The sequence below is a fragment of the Pseudarthrobacter sp. S9 genome (genome assembly GCF_050156545.1).
Classification (GTDB): domain Bacteria; phylum Actinomycetota; class Actinomycetes; order Actinomycetales; family Micrococcaceae; genus Arthrobacter.
The window spans coordinates 749,586-769,680 of sequence record NZ_CP189576.1 but is presented as its reverse complement, the minus strand read 5'-3'; the positions used below and the strand labels follow the sequence as shown (position 1 = coordinate 769,680).

The following is a 20,095-nucleotide window of genomic DNA, read 5'->3' as shown; positions in this document are numbered from 1 at the left end:
GTGTCAGGCTTTCAGTGCGGTGGTGACGGCAAAAGCCAGGGCGGTTCCGGTTGCGCCGGAGACGGCGTGCGCGTTGACCGGAGCCTCGGCGGCGGGCAGGAAGGCGCTCGCGCCGCGGCCCAGCTGCAGGTCGCCCTTGGGGGAGTCGAGGAGGACGGATCCGGAGATCACGATGATGACGGCGGCACCGGACTGCGCCAGCGGGACGGGCCCGGACCCGGGTGCAAGCTCCACCCGCTGCAGCTGGAACTCCCGGAACGGGGGGCGGAAGAGCTCCTGGCCCAGTTCCGAGGTCTCGGCAGCCAGCGTCGGAACCCCGGCGGCTTCGAAGGCGACGGTCCTCAGCAGTTCCGGCACGTCCACGAACTTTGGTGTCAGGCCGCCGCGGAGCACGTTGTCCGACGACGCCATGACCTCGATCCCGAGGCCGTGCAGGTAGGCGTGGACATTGCCGGCCGGCAGGTACACGGCCTGCCCGGGCGCCAGCGAGATCCGGTTCAGCAGCAGCGAGATCAGCACTCCGGGGTCGCCGGGATACCGGCCGTTCAGGTTGACGACCGTGGACAGCTCCGCCTGGTGCGGGGCCATGGGAGCGCCCGAAATCAGCGCAGCGGAGACCATGGCCGTCGCGCGGGAAACATCCTCGCCGCCGGCGATCAGGCGCTCGAAGGCGGAGCGCAGGGCTGCATGCTCCTCCGGCTGCGCCAGGTCTTCCAGCAACCGGGGGATCAGCGGCGGAATCTCCATGCCCGCCAGGTCAAAGCACGCCGCCAGATGCAGGAAGACCGCGCGGGATTCCGCGGCCGGCCGGAAACCGCAGAGCGCCTCGAAGGGCGTCAGCGCGAGGATCATTTCCGGTTTGTGGTTGTCATCCTTGTAGTTACGCCCCGCCGCGGCATGGTCGACGCCGGCCGCCTCCTCACGGGCGAAGCCCTCCCGCGCCTGGTCGAGCGTCGGGTGCACCTGCAGGGAGAGGGGGCTTTCCGCGGCCAGGACCTTGAGCAGGAACGGGAGGCGGGGACCGAATTCGGCCACGCTCCCGCTGCCCAGATGATGCTCCGGGTCCTCGGCGATCAACGCGTCCAGGGCCAGCCGTCCGCCCTTGCGGCGTTCGGGAGAGTGCGGCTCCCGCACGTGCCGTCCCGAACCGCTAGCGACGGCTGGCGCCAGCACCACGGAAGGGGAATCCGGATGGGCCCCGATCCACAGCTCCGCCTCGGGACCGCCGGAGGCAGGCCTGCCCAGCAGCCCGGCGATGGCCGTCGTGGACCCCCAGGCGTAGGGCCGGAGAACGTTCTCGAGTTCGTACACTGCCTGGTCCCTATCTGGTCACTGAAAGATGGTCGCTGATTTCCGGCCACTGATTCCCGGCCACTAGAGCGGCGCGCACTGGCCGTTGGTGGCGACCAGGTTGCGGATCGACTGTTCGTCGCCCAGGCGTTTGAACTGGTTGAGCATTTCCTCGGTGATGGGCTCGCCCTCCGGGGTAGTGGTCACCGGGGTGAAGTCCGACGGCGGCGGTGAGGGCTGCGTGCCCGGCTCCGTTCCGGCGGCGGCCAGCGGCCCCCCGGCCGCCGTCCCGGGCTGCCGGATGGTGTCGTCGGCAGCGCCGGCTGACGGACCGGCCGCCAGGAGCTGGCGGACCCGCTTGTGGATGACGTCGAAGTCCGGGGACGTGGAGAAGGCCGCATCGAAGTCGGGCGGACCGATGGTCAGGCGGCTCACGTCCTTGCCCTTGGCCTTCATGGCCAGATCCACGAAGCTGCCGAGCTGGCTGGAGGAGATATTGGATTCAACCACCTTGGTTCCGGCCTTGGCGATGTCCTCGAACTTGGCCAGCAGGGTTGCCGGGTCCAGCTGCTTCAGCATCGCCTGCTGGACGCACTGCTGCCGCTGGATGCGGGCATAGTCGTCCACGAACTCACGGGAACGGCCGTACCAGAGGGCGTGGTAGCCATCGAGTTTCTGGTCTCCCGCGGGAATCCAGCCCTGGGGCATGCCGTGGATGCCGTTGGCCTCGTCGATCATGTCGCCGCTGATGGGAACCCAGCCGCCGGCCTTGATGCGGATGCCGCCCATGGCATCAATCAGCTTGGAGAAGCCGTCCATGTCCACCAGCACGTAGGCCTGGACCTTGATGCCGAGCGTTCCGGACACGGCTTCGAGGGTGGCCTGGGCTCCCGGGTCATCCACGCCGGGGTACAGGTCCTTGTGCTCGTTGGTGACTTCGGTGTTGATGGCGTTGATGAGGCATTCGTCGCCGCAGTTGTAGCCGTCGGGATACACCTTGCGCATCGGCGAGCCCTTGCTGAATTGCGCGTTCTGGAGGTTGCGGGGCACCGAGATGATGGCGGTCTTGCCGGTCTTGGCGTCGACGCTGATGACCGAGAGGCTGTCCGGCCGGCGGCCGGTGCGGTCCGCCCCGGCGTCGCCGCCCATCATCAGGAAGTTGTACCGGCCATCCGATGGCTCGAGCGTGGGGCCGGAGCCGGAGAAGATGCTGCCGATGGCGTCGCGGCTGACGTTGAGCAGGTACGCGGCGTAGCCAACGGAGCCGCTGCCCAGGACCATGGCCAGCACGAGGGCGATGCCGACGGCGGGCCGGATCCCGGGGGCAAGCAGCACGGGGCGGATCAGCCGGAGGGTGTTGATGAACAGGGCAGCCCAGCCGAGGGCCAGCGCCGCGAGACCGATGACCAGAAGGAGCGAGGCGACGGGGCTGGCAATGAGGTTGATGAGCGTTGAACGGTCGACCAGGAGCAGCCCGATCGCCAGGAGGGCCAGCGCCCAGACCGTGAAGGTGACTCGCAGCGCGATTCTTCCCAGCCGGCGGCTTCCCGCGACGGTCTGGGCGCTGCCGGGAACCAGCAGCGTCATCAGGATCAGGACAAACGCCCGCTTGGTCACGACCGGGGCGGGGGCACCCGAGGGGTACCGCACCGGATCGGTCTGGGCCTGTCTGGACCGCGGCTTCGGCCGCGGGTCGTTCTGCCGTTCCGGCGGCGAAGGGGCGTAGCTGTTGGTCATGTGGTGATCCTTAACGGCTGCCCCGGGTGATGACGTTTCCGCCGGCGAACACTTCGCTCACCTTGTGCCGCAGGGTTGCGCCCTTCCGCGTGGCGACGTCGTTGAGCTCTTGCGCAAAATCCAGGAGATCGGCCCTGAGCTGGACCGCGAGGTCGTCGGTTCCGGAGGCCAGCATGCGCACCGCCAGGAGGCCGGCATTGCGTGCGCCGGCGATCGAGACAGTGGCGACCGGCACGCCGGCGGGCATCTGCACGATGGACAGCAGCGAATCCATGCCGTCCAGGGTCTTCAGCGGCACGGGGACGCCGATCACCGGCAGCGGCGTGACAGAGGCGAGCATGCCGGGAAGGTGGGCGGCGCCGCCCGCCCCGGCGATGATGACACGCAGGCCGCGCCCGTGGGCGGTCTGCCCGTAGCGGATCATCTCCGTGGGCATGCGGTGGGCCGAGACGACGTCGGCCTCAAACGGTATGCCGAACTCCGCGAGGGCTTCAGCGGCGGCTTCCATGACGGGCCAGTCCGAGTCCGAGCCCATGACGAGGCCCACGATCGGGGCGGCCGGGTCGTTCCCGGCATCGCCGGTTCCGGAGGCGGCGTTCCCGGTGTTCTGCGGTTCGGTGCTCATGCGGTCTCCTCGGAAGTTCCCGGTGCGGTGCCGGCCTGGGCCCGGCCGTTCCGGATGATGTCGGCCACGGTGGTGGCCCGTTGCCGGACGGAGTCGACGTCGGCCGCGGACGCCCCGACGAGGTTGACGTGGCCGATCTTCCGGCCGGGCCGGACGGCCTTGCCATAGCAGTGGACCTTGGCCGCGGGTTCGCTGGCGAGGGCTGCGGGGTAGGCGGAAAAGAGGTCCTGGTTGTCCCCGCCCAGGAAGTTCTTCATCACGACGACGGGGCCAAGGAGGTCCGTGGCGCCGAGCGGCAGGTTCAGGATGGCCCGCAGGTGCTGCTCGAACTGGCTGGTGACCGAGCCGTCCTGGGTCCAGTGCCCCGTGTTGTGCGGTCGCATGGCGAGCTCGTTGATCAGGAAGCCGGCGCCGATGCCGGGTGTCTCGAAGAGTTCAACAGCCATGACACCGGTCACGCCAAGCTCGTTGGCAATCCTGATGGCGGCGTCTTCCGCGGCGGCGGCCACCTCAACGGGAATGTCCAGGGCGGGGGCGATGACTTCGTCGCAGACGCCGTCGACCTGGATGGTGTGCACCACCGGCCAGGCCCGTGATTCGCCGTCCGGGGTCCGCGCGACCAGGGCCGAAAGCTCCCGGCTGAACTCCACCTTGGCCTCGGCCAGCAGGGGGGACATGGCGGCGAACCAGCCCGAGGAGTCCGCGGCGTCCTCGGCCGAGGACACGATCCGCACACCCTTGCCGTCGTAGCCCCCGCGGGGCATCTTCAGGACCACGGGCCAGCCAGTGTCCTCGCCGAAGGCGACCAGCTCCGCGACGTCGGCCACGGAGGCCCAGCGGGGATTGGGAAGCTCCAGCGTGTCGATGGCGGCGCGCATCACCAGCTTGTCCTGTGCGTTGACCAGGGCGTCCGGGCCGGGGTGGACATTGACGCCGGCCCCGATCAGGGAGCGCAGGTGCGCCGGGGGGACATGCTCGTGGTCGAAGGTCAGCACATCCAGGCCGCGGGAGAACTCGAGCAGGTGGTCCAGATCCGTGTAGTCACCGACCGGGGCCGTGGCCACCGCAGAGACCGCGGAGACGTCTTCACCTTCGGCGAGGACGCGGAGTTCGAAGCCGAGGGCGGTGGCGGCAGGGGCCATCATGCGGGCTAGCTGGCCGCCGCCAACAACACCGATTACAGGAAAAGTCACAAGTCCCAGCCTACCGAAAACCTCGCAATATCCCGGCTTTGCGCCTTCCGGCGCCGGAATCCGACGCTTTTGGGCGGCTTTTGGTGCGGGCGATCGGGCTGATGGCCCGCCCGTTCAGGGCGGCCTCCGGGGAAACGGCGCTAAAATGGGCGTTTGGCCCAAATGGCCGACAGTTCCAGGAGGCCTCGGAGGGTCATGATTAATACACTTACTGAGCGCATGCGCGGGCTTGCCTCGCTGTTTTGGCGCGAAGTGGCCAAGTTCGGCGCCGTCGGCGGCATCGCGTTCGTCATCGACAACGGGCTCACGTACTACCTGATGCACGGTCCCATGACCGACAGCGAGGCCAAGGCCCGCTTCTTCGGGGCCAGCGTGGCCACGGTGTTTTCCTGGATCGCGAACCGCTTCTGGACCTTCCGTCACCGCCGCCAAGACAATGTGATCCGCGAGTTTGTGATGTTCATCATCATCAACGGCATCGGGATAGGCATCTCCACCGGGTTCACGGCCCTCGCGAAGTACAGCATGGGCATCACGGACAAGAACATGCTGTTCCTGGCCGGCGTCGCCGGCATTCTCGTGGCGACCGTGGTGCGGTTCTTCGCCTACCGCTTCCTGGTGTTCAACAAGGAACTCGACGAAGAGCCGGAGTTCTCCCACGACCACGAGATCATCGAACGGCACCCGCACACCCAGCCGGGCGTCCGGGTTCCGGAACCGGCCGTCAAGGATCCCGAGCTGCCCGGCCCGCCGTCCTGACCTCGACGCCGTCCTGACCTCGACGCCGGCAGGCGCCGGAAAGGTCAGTGCCCTTGGATGCGTTCGTCGCCGAGCAGCTTCGGCGTCACGACGACGTCGGGGTGCACCAGGACCACTGAGCCGTCACCCTTCCAGGCGCCCAGCGATTGTGCGAGGGCCGCTTCGAGACCGTCACCGGCCGGAACCAGCAGCCGCAGCCCGTCGTCGTGGGCGGCGGCGAAACCGTCCAGCAGTTCACCGTGCGTGAGTACCGTCCCGGCGGACGTGAGCACGGCGCGCCGTGAGGCCTCCGGGTCCACATGGGGCATGAAGACGTCTCCGTGGGAGCGGACCTCGGCGGCGTAGTCGATCGCGCCGGAAGGCAGCTCGCCCTGCCACCGCATGGCCAGCGCAGGCAGCGCCACGGCCATGACGGCGTCGAATCCGCCCGCCGCCGCGCCGGGCCCGGGATCCGCGGTCGCCAGCAGCTCGGCCTCGGCGTCGTCGAACACCACTTCCATGCCAAGCTGCCAGGCCGCCAGGGCAAGGATCACCGACTTCCAATGGGCGGGCAGGTCCAGCCGCAGCCGCATGCCGGGTTCCGCGTCCAGCTCGTCCTGCAGCAGGTTGCTGGTCTTGGCCACCCAGTTGTCCAGCACCCGGCCGGAGAGCTCGACGCGCTCGGAGTCCGGGCCGTACCAGGTGAGCCGGGGCGAGGTGGACTGGCCGGAACGCAGCTCTGTCATCAGTTGGATTGCCGGGATGCTCATGACTTCATCTTGTCACGGCCGTCTTATTGCGGTCCCGCGGCCTGTGATATCCGTCATGGAGTCGGCGGGTGACGCTCCGTGACCGGCGCGGAGAGTCATCGGAAATTTCCCGGAAATCCAATAAAAACCCCCGGAAGTGCTCAGTACGCTGATAGTTCCGCGGCTTTCTCCGCGCCCCGGCGAAAAATAACCGGGCGTGGCGTGCCCCCGCTTTGCCGCCCGGATTGATTATTATCTCCGCCGCGGCTTGACTCCCGGATACTTACACACGTGTAATTAGTTATCGAAAGCCAATGCGCATAAACCGGCACACATCCGAGTGTTCAGGGGTCTTGCAAAGGCTGCAAAATCAGGAGGGAACGCCATGGGGCTAGCAGAGCGTATCCATGAAGATGCCGTAGCCGGCCAGGCCACGGCGAAGTACCGTTCACGCGGGGTGCCGAGTGACTGGTATGTAGATCCGGCCGATCCGGACGCAGCTGACCGCTACAACGAACACACCAAGGATTCCCTGCAGGTCCAGGCCACCGCCTTCCTCGCGGCGCACGATGAACTCCTGGCCGGCCCTGACCAGGACAACGGCCCCCTCGATCCGCCGATGGAGCTTCAGGCCCTCCAGACGGGGACGATCGCGCAGCCGGTCTGGATCGGGCTGCCGTCCCGGCAGGACTTCGACGATGAAGGCGAGCTGGGATGGCAGACCGATGCGCTCTGTGCCCAGACGGACCCGGAGGCCTTCTTCCCTGAAAAGGGTGGCTCCACGCGCGACGCCAAGAAAGTCTGCGGCGCCTGCAACGTGCGTTCGCAGTGCCTCGAATACGCCTTGTCGAACGACGAGCGCTTCGGGATTTGGGGAGGCCTCTCCGAGCGCGAGCGGCGCCGGCTTAGGAAGCGAGCGATCTAATTCTTCAAGAAGTACGAGTCACCGCCGTCGTGGTCTCCCACGACGGCGGTGATTTTCTCCCCAGGACCCTCGCGGCGCTGGCGGGCCAGACCCGGCCTGCGGATGCCTTCATCGGGGTTGACACCGGCTCCAGCGACCACTCGGCAGCCCTACTCGAACAGGCATTCGGCAAGGCCAACGTCACCGTCTTCGAGCAGCCCAAAAGCGGCATGGGCGGCGCCGTCATGGCCGGCCTCAGCTCCCTTTCGCCGTGGCCCGCAGGGGGCGCTTCAGCGGACAGCAGCACGGACAGCAGCCCAGGCGGCCAGCCCGGCTCCGACTGGATCTGGCTCCTGCACGACGACGCCGCACCGGCACCGGAGGCCCTCGCCGAGCTCCTCCACGCCGTGGAGCGGGCGCCGTCGGTCACTGTGGCAGGCTGCAAACAGCTGGACTGGCACGCCGAACGCCGGCTGATCGACGTCGGCCTGTCCACGAGCCGCTGGGCCGAGCGCCTGACGCTGATCGACGCCGACGAGCTCGACCAGGGCCAGTACGACGGCCGCAGCGACACCTTCGCGGTCAACTCCGCCGGCATGCTGATCCGCCGCGACATCTGGCAGGACCTCCGGGGCTTCGACCCCGCCCTTCCGGGCAGCGGCGACGACGTCGACTTCTGCTGGCGCAACCGCCTCGCCGGCCACCGGGTCGTGGTGGTCCCCAGCGCGAAGATGTTCCATGTGTCGCACCGCCCCAGCGCCCTCGGCAACGCGACGGCGGCCCGCAAGGCCCAGGTCCACCTGCGGCTGAAGCATGCCGCCGGCTGGAAGGTTCCGCTGCACGCCGCCGGCGCCCTCCTGGGGAGCCTTTTCAAGCTGGTCCTGAGCATTGCCGTCAAGGATCCGGGGCACGGTTTCTCCCAGCTGCTCGCCACGTTCGGCGCCCTCGGACGGCCCGCCGCCGTGATCCGTGGACGGCGCAATGCCGCCCGCACCCGCCGGATCCGGCGCTCCGTCATCAGGGGGCTGCAGACTACGCGCCGCGAAGTCTGGTCCCACCGGCGTTCCCTGATGGAAGCGCTCGGAACGGATGACCACAGCGAGGGACTGTCCGGCCGTGACCCCCTGGCCGAGCAGCCCAGCGGCGACTCCGACGACGACTACGCCGCCCTGTCCACTTCGGAGCGCGGCTGGGTGGGCAACGGCGCCCTGCTCGCGGTGCTCGTCACCGCGGCGGCCTCCCTGATCGGGCTGTTCAGCCTGTTCCGGGCCCAGGCGGCCTCCGGCGGCGCGCTGATCCCCGTCTCCGCCCGGCTGGCCGAGATCTGGAACCACGCCTCCGGCTGGTGGATCAGCCTGGGCGCGGGCCTGCCCGGCCACGGCGACCCTTTCGGCTACCTCCTGTGGCTGCTGGGCGCCCTCGGCGCCGGCGACGCCAACGATGCCGTCATCTGGCTTCTGCTTCTTGCCATGCCGCTGTCCGCGCTCGGCGCCTGGTTCGCGGCCGGCGCCCTGACCCAGCGCCGCCGGCTGCGCCTGGCGGCGGCCCTCGTCTGGGCCGGCGCGCCGGCCCTGCAGGTGGCGCTCAACCAGGGACGGCTGGGTGCACTGCTCGCCCACGTCATGATGCCCGTGCTCGTGCTGGCGCTGCTGCGGGCCACCGGCACGGCCGCGGGCCGCGGCAGCTATGCCATCCCGGCCCCGGGGGAGCGTCGCTTCACGCTGGCGCCTCCCGCCAGGCCCGGAATCAACGGCACCCCCTCCTGGACGGCTGCGGCGGCCGCCGGCCTTGCGCTGGCCGTGGTCACCGCGGCGGCGCCGTCGCTGCTGGTGCCCTCCGTCATCGTGGTGGCGCTCTGCGGCGTGCTTCTGGGGCGCCGCGGCCGCACCGTCTGGTGGGCGCTGCTGCCCAGCCTGGCGTTGTTCCTGCCGTTCGCTTTCTCGGTCATCGACCGGCCCAGGGCGCTGCTGGCAGACCCCGGCATGCCGCTGGGCTTTGACGCCGCCCCGCTCTGGCAGCAGGCGCTGGGCCAGCCGCTACGCTTCGAGGCCGGCGGTGGTCTCACCGGCCTGGGTTCTTTCAGCGGTTCCGCAGTAGATTCCGCTGCGCCCTTCGCTGTGCTTTCGCCGGCGCCCTGGGCGCTGCTACTCGCATTGCTGGTCGGGCTGCCCGTCCTGCTGCTGGCCCTTGCCTCGCTGTTCATGCCGGGCCGGCCGGTGTTGGGACGGCCGTCCCGGGTCGCACGCTCGCTCTGGGCGGCCGCGGTCCTCATGCTGGCCGGCGGCTGGCTTGCCGGACACGTCGCCACCGGGGTCAGCGGCGAGGTCCTGGTCACCCCGTTCACGGGACCGGTCGTTTCCGCCGCCGCGTTCGCGCTGCTCGGAGCCGCCCTTATTGCGGCTGAAGGACTGCTGGATTCGGCCGACAGGGCCGCGGGGGCCGGACTGGCCCGGAAGATCCTGATCCGCGGCACCGCGGTGACAGCCATGGTCCTGCTGCTTGCGGGTCCGCTGGCCGGGCTCACCGTCTGGGCGGCGCAGGAACTGCTGCAGCCCGCGGCGTCCGTGGCAGGCCCCGCGGACACCGCCGGTCTCGGCACACCGCGGCTGGTGCAGCCGGCCAAGGCCCGCACGCTCCCGGCCACGGCGATCGACCGCGGCGAAGGCCCCGAACAGGCAAGAACCCTGCTGATCTCCGGCGGCGAGAACGGAAGCTACAACGCCTCGCTCATGCGGGGTGCCGGCACCACCCTTGACGCGCTGTCCACGGTCGCCGCGGCCCGCAACATCATGGGGGAGCCGGGGAAGGAGACGGTCCGTGACGATGACGCCGCCGCCGGATCCATCCGCAGCGTCGTTGCCACAATCGTTGCCGGCCAGGGCGTGGATCCCCGGGACGATCTCGAGCGCCTCGGCGTCGGCTTCGTGGTCCTCCGCGCCTCGGACACTGCCGCGCAGCTGACGGCCAGCCGGATGGACGCCGTCCCCGGCCTCGTCGCCGTCGGACTGACCGACGTCGGCTGGCTCTGGCGGATCAGCCCGCTGGACCTGCCGGCCATCAAAGCCTCCGACGTCGCGCACCGCGTCCGGATTGTCGACGGCGCCGGCGCGGCCATCGGGCTGCTCCCCTCGGAGGCAGTCTCGGCCGGGAGCAACGTGCCGGCCGGGCCCGAAGGCCGGCTGGTCGTCCTCGCCGAGCGCGCCGATCCGGGCTGGAGCGCATGGCTCGACGGCCGCCGCCTGACTTCCACGACGTCGGGGTGGGCGCAGGCGTTCACGCTGCCGGCCCAGGGCGGACAGCTGAGCATCCGCTACGAGGCACCCTGGGCCGTCTGGGCAGGAATCGCGCAGATCGTCCTGATCGGTCTGACCGTCCTGCTGGCCATCCCCATGCCTGCCCGGCGGCCCAACACCGGACTCTCCAGGGACGAAGGCTCCCTGAGTCGCTCCACGGTCCCTAAGGAACATCAGCATGCATAAGGACGACAACGACAACGAGACCGGAACCACACCGGAACCGGGCACGCGGACGCGGCGTCGGCTGAAGGGCCTGCCGCGGCGCGGCACGGTGGGAGGAATCCTGTCCGCCCTCCTCCTCGTCGCCGCAGGCGGCGGCCTCGTGTCCGCGGCGTCGCTGGCGCCCCAAAGCCCGGCCAGCAGGCAGCTCGAGGCCCCCGTGGCGGCCGTACCGGCCGGCAGCAGCGTCGGCGTCTGCCCGGGCCCGGCCCGGCTGCTCGAAGGCACCCCGGTAGGCACCGATCCGCAGTTCAGCCCGGAGTCTGCCACCGCGAAGACCACGGTCAACGCCGTCGTGCTCAGCTCAAGCGCGGGAGTCGTGCCCGGCAGCCGGCTGGCCCCGCTCAAGGGCAGCCCGCTGGTGGAGCTCGCCAAGGGGGCGGTGGCATCGGCGCCCGCTACTCCCTCGGCCGCGGCCGGCGCGCCCGTGCTGCTCGCCGGCGTCGTCTCGCAGCACGAGGTGGACGATGTGAGCGTCCTCAGCGCGGACGCGCGGGACAACCGCCAGGCCGCCGCCGGCGCCGTCATGAACTACTCGGCCGGGGACGGGGACCTCCGGGGATCCGCCGCCGCCGCCTGCCAGCAGCCCGCCAACGATCTCTGGCTGGTCGGTGCGAACACCGCCCTCGGCCGGTCGGCGGTCCTGAACCTCAGCAACGCCTCCAGCACACCGGCCACGGTCAGCCTGGACCTCTTCGGCGCCAAGGGACCGATCCAGGCCCCGGGAAGCCGCGGCCTCCTCGTGGCGCCCGGCACCACGCGCTCCATCATCCTGGCAGGGCTCGCGCCGGGGCAGGAAAGGCTGAGCGTCAGGGTACGCAGCGCCGGCGGACCCGTGGCCGCCGTCATCCAGCAAAGCATGCTCCGCGGCCTCACACCCGGCGGTGTCGACTTCATCGCCCCGGGTACGGGTCCGGCCATCCACCAGGTGGTCTCCGGGATCGACATCCAGGATCCGGCGGCCCTGGCGTCGCTCACCGCAAAGCCCGGCTTCGCCGACGCCGGCCCGGCCCTGCAACTCACCGTTCCCGGCTCGGCCGACGCCGTGGTCGAAATCAAGCTCTTCGGGCGGGACGGCCAGAAGGCCCTGCCCGGCGGCGGCGTGGTCACGGCGAAGGCAGGCTCGGTCACGGAGGTTTCACTGTCCAGGGTCCCCGCCGGCCCGTACACCGTCGCCGCGAGCTCGGATGTCTCCTTCACGGCCGCCGCGCGCGTCACCCGGGGACTCACGTCCGACGACGCGGCCGACCTCGCCTGGTCACCCGCCTCGGCCAGGCTGGGCAGCCAGCACGTGGTTCCCGTACCCCGCACGGGGGACCGGCACCTCGTGTTTGGCGCCCCCGAGGGCCGGGCCAAAATCTCCTACACGCCGATCACTGCCGACGGCAAGATCCGGACCGCGGCCACCGCCGACATCGCCGGCGGAACAACGGCGTCCATCAAGGTACCAGGCGACGTGGACGGTTCACCGCTCGTAGGCTATCTGGTTTCCGCCGCGGGCGACCCCGCCTACGGGGCGGTGCTGCTGGAGCAGGACGGCACGCCGGACATTTCCACCATCGCCGTGGCGCCGGAAGCGGCAGGACAGGAACAGGTCCCGGTCACGCTCGGATACTAGGACTCGGGTACTGGCCGTGGGCGCCGGCCGGGCTGCCGGACGCCTAGTACCGGCGGCGGTAGACCGGGTCCAGGGATTCGGGAGGCACGCCGAGCATCTCGGCCGTGTATTCCACGACGACGTCGTGCACCAGGTCCTGGAGTTCCTCCCGGCTGCCGCACGACTGCTCCACCACGCGGCGGTACAGGGTGATGACAGGCCCTTCCTCGGCCGTGGCGGGCGAGTAGGAGCCCATCGGCGCGGGAGTTCGGTCCGCGACGAGCCTCTCCAGGCCCGGGGGGATCTCGTCCACGCCAAAGCGGACGCCGTCCAGGGGCTTGCCCCAGATGTCATGCAGCCGCTGGGCCGAGTCCAGGACGAGGTCGTCGAAGCGGTCGGAACGGGTCCGGTAACCGGGCAGGGTGGGCAGCATGAGCTCGCCGCGAAGTCCCCGGCCGTGCCTGTTCCTACGGCGTTGCGGGAAGCTCTTCCCCTTGGCGGCCCCGGTTGCGCCGGTAGCTGGCGCGCCGGCAGAAGCGGAACCGGCGCCTGGGCGCCCGGCGTCGGGGTCAGCCAACCGGACCGTAAAACCCGAATCGTGGTGCGATGACTGCATATCTTGACTCTAAACCCGGCGGATGATTTACGCGATACGGTCCCGCCGCGACCCGCCGTCCGAGACCGCGCGGCCTAGTTGGGATGGGAACCCGCGCCGGCGTTTCATTGCGCCGTTCCGGCGGGCAGGGGGAGTAGTCTGTGATGTCGTGGGTGCAATTCGTCTTTGTTCAAGGTCAGCCTGCCGCAATTCTGCGGTGGCCACTTTGACGTACGTCTACGCCGACTCCACTGCCGTCCTGGGGCCGTTGGCAACCTACGCCGAGCCCCACTGTTACGACTTGTGCGAACAGCACGCCGGGTCCCTGACCGTCCCGCGCGGCTGGGAAGTCATGCGGCTGGCGATGCCGGCAACTCCGGCGGGGCCCGGCCCCGACGACCTCCTGGCCCTCGCCAACGCCGTCCGTGAAGCGGCCTCCCGCCCGGTCACGGCGGAGCCGGCCAAGGGGCAGCGTAGCCTGCACCCCGCACTGGAAGCTCCGGCCGCGGCCGAGGGCACCCGCCGGGGGCATCTGCGCATCCTGCGCGAACCTTCGTGAGCCGCAAACTGGCGGTAGGCTGGGAACTGCAAAATCCGTAAGCCACCGGCGCCTGCTGCGGCGCCCACCAGGGAGCGTTCACCATGCCCAAGCTCAGTCCCGAACTGTTGTCTGTCCTGCGATGCCCCGTCACCGGATCCGCGCTGGTGCAGGAAGGCGATCAGCTCCTCACCACCACGGCGGGTGAGTCCGGCGAAAAGCTGCGCTACGCCATCGAGGACGGCATCCCCCTGCTGCTGCCGCCGGAACTCCTCCCGGCCGCCACCGCGGCACCGTCCAACCAGCACGACGCCGCCCCGCGCCACGCGGCTGAATAGGCACGGTCCCGGCTCCGCCCCAAAACCTCCCGCAGGCCCATCACAGGCAAGCAACGCCACCGGCTACACCAAAGGATTCACATGACTTTCGACTACAAGATTGCGGACATCTCCCTGGCCGAGGCCGGCCGCCACCAGATCCGCCTCGCCGAGCACGAAATGCCCGGCCTCATGTCCCTGCGCGAGGAATTCGGCGCAAGCCAGCCGCTCAAGGGCGCGCGGATCGCCGGCTCCCTGCACATGACGGTCCAGACCGCCGTGCTGATCGAGACCCTCACCGCGCTCGGCGCCGAAGTGCGCTGGGCCTCCTGCAACATCTTCTCCACCCAGGATGAAGCCGCCGCCGCCGTCGTGGTCGGCACCGGCACCGTCGAGGAGCCGGAGGGTGTCCCCGTGTTCGCCTGGAAGGGCGAGACGCTGGAGGAATACTGGTGGACAGCCCAGCAGATCCTGACCTGGCCGGGTGCGGACACCAACCCGGACCTGGGTCCCAACATGATCCTGGACGACGGCGGCGACGCCACCATGCTGGTGCACAAGGGTGTTGAATTCGAGGCCCTCGGCGCCGTGCCGTCCGCCGCTGAGGACGAGTCCGATGAAGGCCGCGTCTTCCTGGCCGTGCTGCGCGCTTCCCTGCAGGAAGACCCGCAGAAGTGGACCCGCATCGGCTCGCGCCTGCTCGGTGTCACCGAGGAGACCACCACCGGCGTGCACCGCCTGTACCAGCTGGCCGAGCAGGGCAGGCTGCTGTTCCCGGCCATCAACGTCAACGACTCCGTCACCAAGAGCAAGTTCGACAACAAGTACGGCATCCGCCACTCCCTGCCGGACGGCATCAACCGGGCCACCGACGTCCTCATGGGCGGCAAGGTCGCCGTCGTCTGCGGCTACGGCGACGTCGGCAAGGGCGCCGCAGAGGCGTTCCGCGGCCAGGGCTCGCGCGTGATCGTCACCGAAATCGACCCCATCTGCGCGCTCCAGGCAGCCATGGACGGGTACCAGGTCGCGAAACTGGAAACCGTCCTCAGCGAGGGCCACATTTTCATCACCACCACGGGCAACAAGGATGTCATCATGGCCGAGCACATGGCCGGCATGCGTGACAAGGCCATCGTGGGCAACATCGGCCACTTCGACAACGAGATCGACATGGCCGGCCTGGCCCGGATCCCCGGCATCAAGAAGGTCGAGATCAAGCCCCAGGTGCACGAGTGGGTCTTCGACGCCGACCCGGCCTCGGCAGAGGGCGGCCGCTCCATCATCGTCCTCTCCGAGGGGCGCCTGCTGAACCTCGGCAACGCCACCGGTCACCCCTCGTTCGTGATGAGCAACTCCTTCGCCAACCAGACGATCGCGCAGATCGAACTCTTCACCAAGCGGGACCAGCCCCAGGGTGAGCGCGAGTACGAAAAGCAGGTCTACGTGCTGCCGAAGATCCTCGACGAGAAGGTGGCCCGACTGCACCTCGACGCCCTGGGCGTGGAGCTGACCGAGCTGTCCAAGGACCAGGCCGCGTACCTCGACGTCGACGTGGCCGGCCCGTACAAGCCGGAGCACTACCGGTACTAGGACGCCACGGCCCGCCGCCTGGCCGTGCCGCCGCAACGGAGTCCGCAGGGGCTCCGGACCACCATCCGGAGCCCCGTTTTTGTAACCGTATCGTGGCGGAAACTGCCCGGGCTTCCAAGGTAGTTCGCCTATGCTGGCAGGATGACGCGTGGAATTGCCCGAGACCTGTGATGGCCCCGAGGACCTGGAGTACCGGCCGAAAGATCGCCCTGTTGGGGGTGATTTGCGCCCTTGCCGCGGGCGGCGGAGCCTTCGCAGCGGTGGCGCCGGACCTGGCCCATGCCGCCATCTCCTCCGAGGCAGGATCGCCGGCACGGACGACTCCGGGGCTTGCTGCCCCGGTCGTGTCCCTGGCAGAACTCACCGTGTCTCCCGCCGACGGCGCCAAGCAGGTCAACCCGGCGGCGCCCGTTTCCCTAAGGGTGGTCAACGGACGCATTGACCGGGTGGCCCTCACAACCGACTCCGGCGACGCCGTGGACGGCACCCTGAGCGCTGACGGCACCAGCTGGACGGCAACCGGCGCGCTGAAGTTCAACACCCGTTACAGCTACACGTACTCGGTGGTGGATGCTGCCGGACGGAAGACCCACAGCACCCGGGCCTTCAGCACCGTGTCCACCGCCAATGAGGCAGACGCCGCGATCTACCCGCTGGACGGGATGAAGGTCGGCGTGGCGCAGCCCCTGCAGGTCACGTTCAGCGAACCCGTGCTGAACCGGGACGCCGTCGAGAAAGCCATCAAGATCACCTCGACCTCGGGCCAGGTCGGCGACTTCCACTGGTTCAGCAACAACATGGTCAGGTACCGGCCGGAGACCTTCTGGGCCGCGAACAGCACCATCACGATGGACATGAAGCTGTTCGGCGTCGAACTGGGCAACGGGCAGTTCGGAAACTTCAACAAGACGGTGACCATCCACATCGGCGACAAGAAGGTGGCGGTCGCAGACGCCGCGGCGCACACCTTCTCGATCAGCATCAATGACCAGCCGGCCGGTTCGTGGCCGGTGACCATGGGCGATCAGCGCTTCCCGTCGGCCCGGGGATACCTGGTCCTGATGGAGAAGCACCGCCACGACCACTTTGTCGCCGCCAGCATCGGCCTGAAACCAGGGGACCCGGCCAACTACGGCGAGCTGGACGTGGAGTACGCCACGCGGCTGACGCCCAGCGGCGAATACATCCACCAGGCCCTGGACTCGGCCCTGCCGTATATCGGCAACACGAACGTGTCCCACGGCTGCATCGGCATGACGGCGGACCGGGCCGCGTGGGTCTTCAACAACATGACCAGCGGCGACGTCGTCCAGGTGGTCAACACCGAGGGGGACTTCGCCAACTTCGATGACGGTTTCGGGGACTGGAACATCCCGTGGGCTCAATACGCCAACTGACGGGGTGGCACCTCGCCGAGTCCGATCCTCTGACGGTAGGCTCGGACACAGATAAGTTGCGTTGCCAGGCGCAGGCCAGGCGGCGCGGAAGCCTACGGAAGCGAAGCTGCAGTGACTGACACAAGTCCTACCCCTCCCGAGCGACAGAATCCGCAGCTGGATCCGGCCGACGACGCCGACGAGCCCGCCTTTGACTGGATGAAGCCGGCCTCCGCCGGAAAGAGGGCCGAAGGTGAAAGTCCGGTGACGGAAGACCCGACGTCGGAAGGACCGGCGCCGGAGACTGCGTCAACGGAAAATTCGGCGGAAAATTCCACGGAAATTTCGACGGAAGTTTCGTCCCTCAGGGGCCAGCCGGGAAGCCGCGCCGACCGCAAAGCGGCGGAAGCCGCCGTCGGGCAGTCCGGCACGGGGAACCGCGCCGTCTTCAACGAACCGCTGCAGACCTCGGCCCTGCAGATCCGTCCCCCGCAGGAGGAAGTGGAACGCCGGAACGCCGAACGCGAGCACGCCGCCAACGCCAAACCCATCGCCCCGCGGGTGATGCAGGTGCTGCTCGCGGTCTTCTACCCGGTCATCCTGCTGGTGCTGGCCGTCCGCGCCGTGACCAGCCCCCTGTTCCTCTGGGTGGAGTACAACCGTCCGGGCTTCCCCGGCGACGGCTACGGCTTCAACACGGACGACCGCCTGACCTATGGCTCGTACGCGGTGGACTACCTCAGCAACTGGTCCGGCCCGCGCTACCTCGGCGAGCTCGTCAGCCGCAGCGGGGACAGGCTGTTCAAGGAAGGCGAGGTCAGCCACATGGCCGACGTCAAGCTCGTCATCCTGTCCGCGTTCGGCGCCGGCGCCCTGCTGGCCCTGCTGAGCCTTATCGCCGTGATCTACCTCCGGCGGCGCAGCACCGGCGGCGTGCGCCGCGGCCTGTTCGCCGGTTCGATCGTGACGCTGGTGATCGTCAGCGGCCTGGGAGTGCTCGCAGCGCTCGGCTGGGAACAGTTCTTCACTGAATTCCACAGCATCTTCTTCGCCAACGGCACGTGGACGTTCTCCCTGCAGGACACGCTGATCCGGCTGTTCCCCGGCCAGTTCTGGGTGGACGCGGGGATCGTGATCGGGGCCCTCGTCCTGCTGACAGCCCTCGTCACCGTGATCCTCACCTGGCCGACCCGCAGGCGCCGCGGCCTGACGAAGGAAGGCACCGTGAAGGAAGTCAGCGTGAAGGGCGCGGTGAAGAAGGGCGCGGTGAAGAAGGGCGCGCTGAAGGGCACGGTGAAGGATGCCGACGTCGAGGACGGGACGGCGGACCAGGAACCGGCGGTTCCGGCACGGGATGCCGGCAACGCCACCGACCCGGAGCAGGAAGCGTCGGCAGCCGACGGCCGGCCGGCACGGGGCCACACCAGCGCCGTCTGACTAACCAGCGCTGTCTGACTAACCAGCGCTGTCAGCCGTAGATCCGGTTGATGTGTTCCTCGAAATCCCGGACGACGGCGGCCCGCTTGAGTTTGAGCGACGGCGTCAGGTGTCCTGATTCCACGGTGAAGTCGGCGTCCAGGATGACGAAGCTGCGGATGGATTCGGCCTTGGACACCAGCAGGTTCGCCTCATTGATGGCGCCCTGGATGGCCGCCCGGACCGATTCGTCCGTGGTCGCTTCGGCGGGGGCCATGACGGGAACCTTGCGCGCGGTGCACCAGTGCTGCAGCCCCTCGGGGTCCAGGTTGACCAGGGCCGAGACGAACGGCCGGCCGTCACCGACCACCACGGCCTGTCCCACCAGCTGGTGCTCCCGGATCTTCTCCTCGAGCGGGCCCGGAGCGACGTTCTTGCCGCCGGCGGTGACCAGCACGTCCTTCTTCCGCCCGGTGATCGTCAGGAAGCCGTCCCCGTCGAGGGAACCGAGGTCGCCGGTGCGGAAGAACCCCTCCACGAAAGCCTCGGCGTTGGCCGCCGCATTGGCGTGGTAGCCCTTGAAGACGCCGATGCCCTTGACCAGGATCTCGCCGTCGTCGGCCACCCTGATGGTGGTTCCCGGCACGGGGATGCCCACCGTCCCCACCTTGGTCCGCGTCGGCGTGTTCGCCGTGCAGGGGGCCGTCGTTTCGGTGAGGCCGTAGCCCTCGAGGACGGGGATGCCTGCACCGCGGAAGAAATGTGCGTCGTTGGAGCTCAGCGGGCTGGCGCCGGAGACCGCGTAGTTCAGCTGGCCGCCGAACGCCTGCCGCAGCTTGGGATAGAACAGCCGGTCGAAGAGCGCATGCCTGGCACGCAGGAGCAGGCCGGGGCCGGCACCGCTGCCCCGGGCGGCCGCGTCGAGGGCCTTCGAATATTCGATGGCGGCGGCCGCGGCGGCCTCGAACAGCCGTTGCTTGCCGGCAAGCGCGGCCTTCTGCGCGGCCCCGGCGTAGACTTTTTCGAAGATCCGGGGCACCACCAGCAGGAACGTGGGTTTGAAGCTGCCCAGGTCCTCCAGCAGCTCCTTGGCGCTGGAGGTGTGGCCCAGCGTGGTCCCGGCGCTCAGGCAGACCACCTGGACGGCCCGGGCCAGGACATGGGCCAGCGGCAGGAACATGAGAGTCCGGGAGCGGGGCTGCATGAGGAGCTCCGGCAGGAACACGACGATGTTCTTGGCAACGAGGGCGAAGTTGCCGTGCGTGATCTCGCAGCCCTTCGGCTGGCCGGTCGTTCCCGAGGTGTAGACCAGCGAGGCCACATCCGCGAGGCCTGCCGCGGTCCGGTGGCGTTCGAGTTCACTATCGGTCACCCCGGTGCCGGCTGCGGCGAGGCTTGCCAGGTTCGGGGCGCCGCCGTCGTAGTCCATCCGGACCACCGCGATGAGCCTGTCGCCGAGCAGGCTGGAGGCATCCAGTACGCCCTGGACGAGGTCGGCCTTGGACCGGTCCTGGGCGAAGATCCGCCGGGCGCCGGAGTCATGGAGGATCCACTCGACCTGGCCGGCGGAGGAGGTCTCGTAGATCGGGACAGTGACGCCGCCGGCGAACCAGATGGCAAAATCAACGACGGTCCACTCATACCGGGTGCCGGCCATGACGGCGACGGTTTCGCCCGGCGTGATGCCGCCGGCAATCACGCCTTTCGCCAGGGCCGTGACCTGTTCCAGGAACTGCTGTGTGGGGATGTCGGTCCAGCCCCCGGGGCCCTTGCGGGAATAGAGGGCGTGCACGGGATCCTTGGCGTGCTGCTCCAGGAGCAGGTCCGTCACGTTGAGGTCCGGATCCAGCTCCACGAGCAGTCCGGTGCTTGCTTCTCTCACAGCCGAGTCTCCATTCCGGTCCGCCCGGAGTGC

Annotated in this window: 16 protein-coding genes; 9 read left to right on the top strand and 7 right to left on the bottom strand. The window is 69.1% G+C overall.

The window, feature by feature from the left end; genetic code table 11:
* Positions 1 to 3: 3 nt before the first annotated feature.
* The 4 genes from manA to ACQCSY_RS03560 all read right to left on the bottom strand — a co-directional run bounded on the left by manA (position 4) and on the right by ACQCSY_RS03560 (position 4,845).
* Positions 4 to 1,311: a mannose-6-phosphate isomerase, class I gene (gene manA, locus ACQCSY_RS03575; RefSeq protein ID WP_427133248.1), complete on the bottom strand. Its 1,308-nt coding sequence runs from the start codon at positions 1,309 to 1,311 to the stop codon at positions 4 to 6.
* A 63-nt stretch (positions 1,312 to 1,374) separates the two neighbouring features.
* Positions 1,375 to 3,027 (bottom strand): LCP family protein, encoded by a 1,653-nt coding sequence (locus ACQCSY_RS03570; protein ID WP_427133246.1) that lies wholly within the window; start codon positions 3,025 to 3,027, stop codon positions 1,375 to 1,377.
* Between the two features lie 10 nt (positions 3,028 to 3,037).
* Entirely contained in the window at positions 3,038 to 3,562 is a 525-nt protein-coding gene (gene purE / locus ACQCSY_RS03565) for a 5-(carboxyamino)imidazole ribonucleotide mutase (RefSeq protein WP_427135653.1), read from the bottom strand.
* An 86-nt stretch (positions 3,563 to 3,648) separates the two neighbouring features.
* Complete coding sequence (locus tag ACQCSY_RS03560) at positions 3,649 to 4,845, bottom strand: 5-(carboxyamino)imidazole ribonucleotide synthase (protein ID WP_427133244.1); 1,197 nt, start codon at positions 4,843 to 4,845, stop codon at positions 3,649 to 3,651.
* Positions 4,846 to 5,040: 195 nt separating this feature from the next.
* On the opposite strand from ACQCSY_RS03560, the gene ACQCSY_RS03555 reads away from it, so the two are divergent.
* Positions 5,041 to 5,604 carry a GtrA family protein gene (locus ACQCSY_RS03555; RefSeq protein WP_427133242.1) on the top strand — a complete coding sequence of 188 codons (564 nt, stop codon included), beginning with the start codon at positions 5,041 to 5,043 and terminating at the stop codon, positions 5,602 to 5,604.
* Between the two features lie 44 nt (positions 5,605 to 5,648).
* Here ACQCSY_RS03555 and ACQCSY_RS03550 read toward each other — a convergent pair whose 3' ends face one another.
* Positions 5,649 to 6,353 carry a TIGR03089 family protein gene (locus ACQCSY_RS03550; protein WP_427133240.1) on the bottom strand — a complete coding sequence of 235 codons (705 nt, stop codon included), beginning with the start codon at positions 6,351 to 6,353 and terminating at the stop codon, positions 5,649 to 5,651.
* 364 nt (positions 6,354 to 6,717) lie between these two features.
* Here ACQCSY_RS03550 and ACQCSY_RS03545 point away from each other — a divergent pair, with 364 nt between their 5' ends.
* The 3 genes from ACQCSY_RS03545 to ACQCSY_RS03535 are packed head-to-tail and all read left to right on the top strand — an operon-like array spanning position 6,718 to position 12,369.
* Positions 6,718 to 7,257, top strand: a complete 540-nt coding sequence (locus ACQCSY_RS03545; RefSeq protein WP_427133238.1) for a WhiB family transcriptional regulator — start codon at positions 6,718 to 6,720, stop codon at positions 7,255 to 7,257.
* A 29-nt stretch (positions 7,258 to 7,286) separates the two neighbouring features.
* Positions 7,287 to 10,715 carry a glycosyltransferase family 2 protein gene (locus ACQCSY_RS03540; RefSeq protein WP_427133236.1) on the top strand — a complete coding sequence of 1,143 codons (3,429 nt, stop codon included), beginning with the start codon at positions 7,287 to 7,289 and terminating at the stop codon, positions 10,713 to 10,715.
* Positions 10,708 to 12,369, top strand: a complete 1,662-nt coding sequence (locus ACQCSY_RS03535) for a DUF5719 family protein (protein ID WP_427133234.1) — start codon at positions 10,708 to 10,710, stop codon at positions 12,367 to 12,369. The genes ACQCSY_RS03540 and ACQCSY_RS03535 overlap by 8 nt, the downstream gene beginning before the upstream one ends.
* Before the next feature lie 43 nt (positions 12,370 to 12,412).
* On the opposite strand, the gene ACQCSY_RS03530 is transcribed toward ACQCSY_RS03535, so the two are convergent.
* A complete protein-coding gene (locus tag ACQCSY_RS03530) occupies positions 12,413 to 12,964 on the bottom strand; it encodes a metallopeptidase family protein (RefSeq protein WP_427133232.1) in 552 nt (183 codons plus the stop codon).
* 148 nt (positions 12,965 to 13,112) lie between these two features.
* Between ACQCSY_RS03530 and ACQCSY_RS03525 the strand changes: the two genes are divergently transcribed.
* From ACQCSY_RS03525 to ACQCSY_RS03505, 5 genes are all read left to right on the top strand, one after another.
* Positions 13,113 to 13,502: a DUF3499 domain-containing protein gene (locus tag ACQCSY_RS03525; RefSeq protein WP_427133230.1), complete on the top strand. Its 390-nt coding sequence runs from the start codon at positions 13,113 to 13,115 to the stop codon at positions 13,500 to 13,502.
* A gap of 83 nt (positions 13,503 to 13,585) precedes the next feature.
* Complete coding sequence (locus tag ACQCSY_RS03520) at positions 13,586 to 13,819, top strand: Trm112 family protein (protein WP_427133228.1); 234 nt, start codon at positions 13,586 to 13,588, stop codon at positions 13,817 to 13,819.
* A gap of 81 nt (positions 13,820 to 13,900) precedes the next feature.
* The gene (gene ahcY, locus ACQCSY_RS03515; RefSeq protein ID WP_427133226.1) at positions 13,901 to 15,388 is read left to right on the top strand and encodes an adenosylhomocysteinase; all 1,488 of its coding nucleotides are present in this window, start codon (positions 13,901 to 13,903) and stop codon (positions 15,386 to 15,388) included.
* 170 nt (positions 15,389 to 15,558) lie between these two features.
* Positions 15,559 to 16,785, top strand: coding sequence for a L,D-transpeptidase (locus ACQCSY_RS03510; RefSeq protein WP_427135651.1), 1,227 nt, complete (start codon positions 15,559 to 15,561; stop codon positions 16,783 to 16,785).
* Between the two features lie 111 nt (positions 16,786 to 16,896).
* On the top strand, positions 16,897 to 18,201 hold the full coding sequence (locus tag ACQCSY_RS03505) for a TIGR01906 family membrane protein (RefSeq protein ID WP_427133224.1): 1,305 nt from the start codon (positions 16,897 to 16,899) through the stop codon (positions 18,199 to 18,201).
* A 31-nt stretch (positions 18,202 to 18,232) separates the two neighbouring features.
* Here the strand turns inward: ACQCSY_RS03505 and ACQCSY_RS03500 are convergent, their stop codons facing one another.
* Positions 18,233 to 20,062 carry an AMP-dependent synthetase/ligase gene (locus tag ACQCSY_RS03500; protein WP_427133222.1) on the bottom strand — a complete coding sequence of 610 codons (1,830 nt, stop codon included), beginning with the start codon at positions 20,060 to 20,062 and terminating at the stop codon, positions 18,233 to 18,235.
* Positions 20,063 to 20,095: the final 33 nt, after the last annotated feature.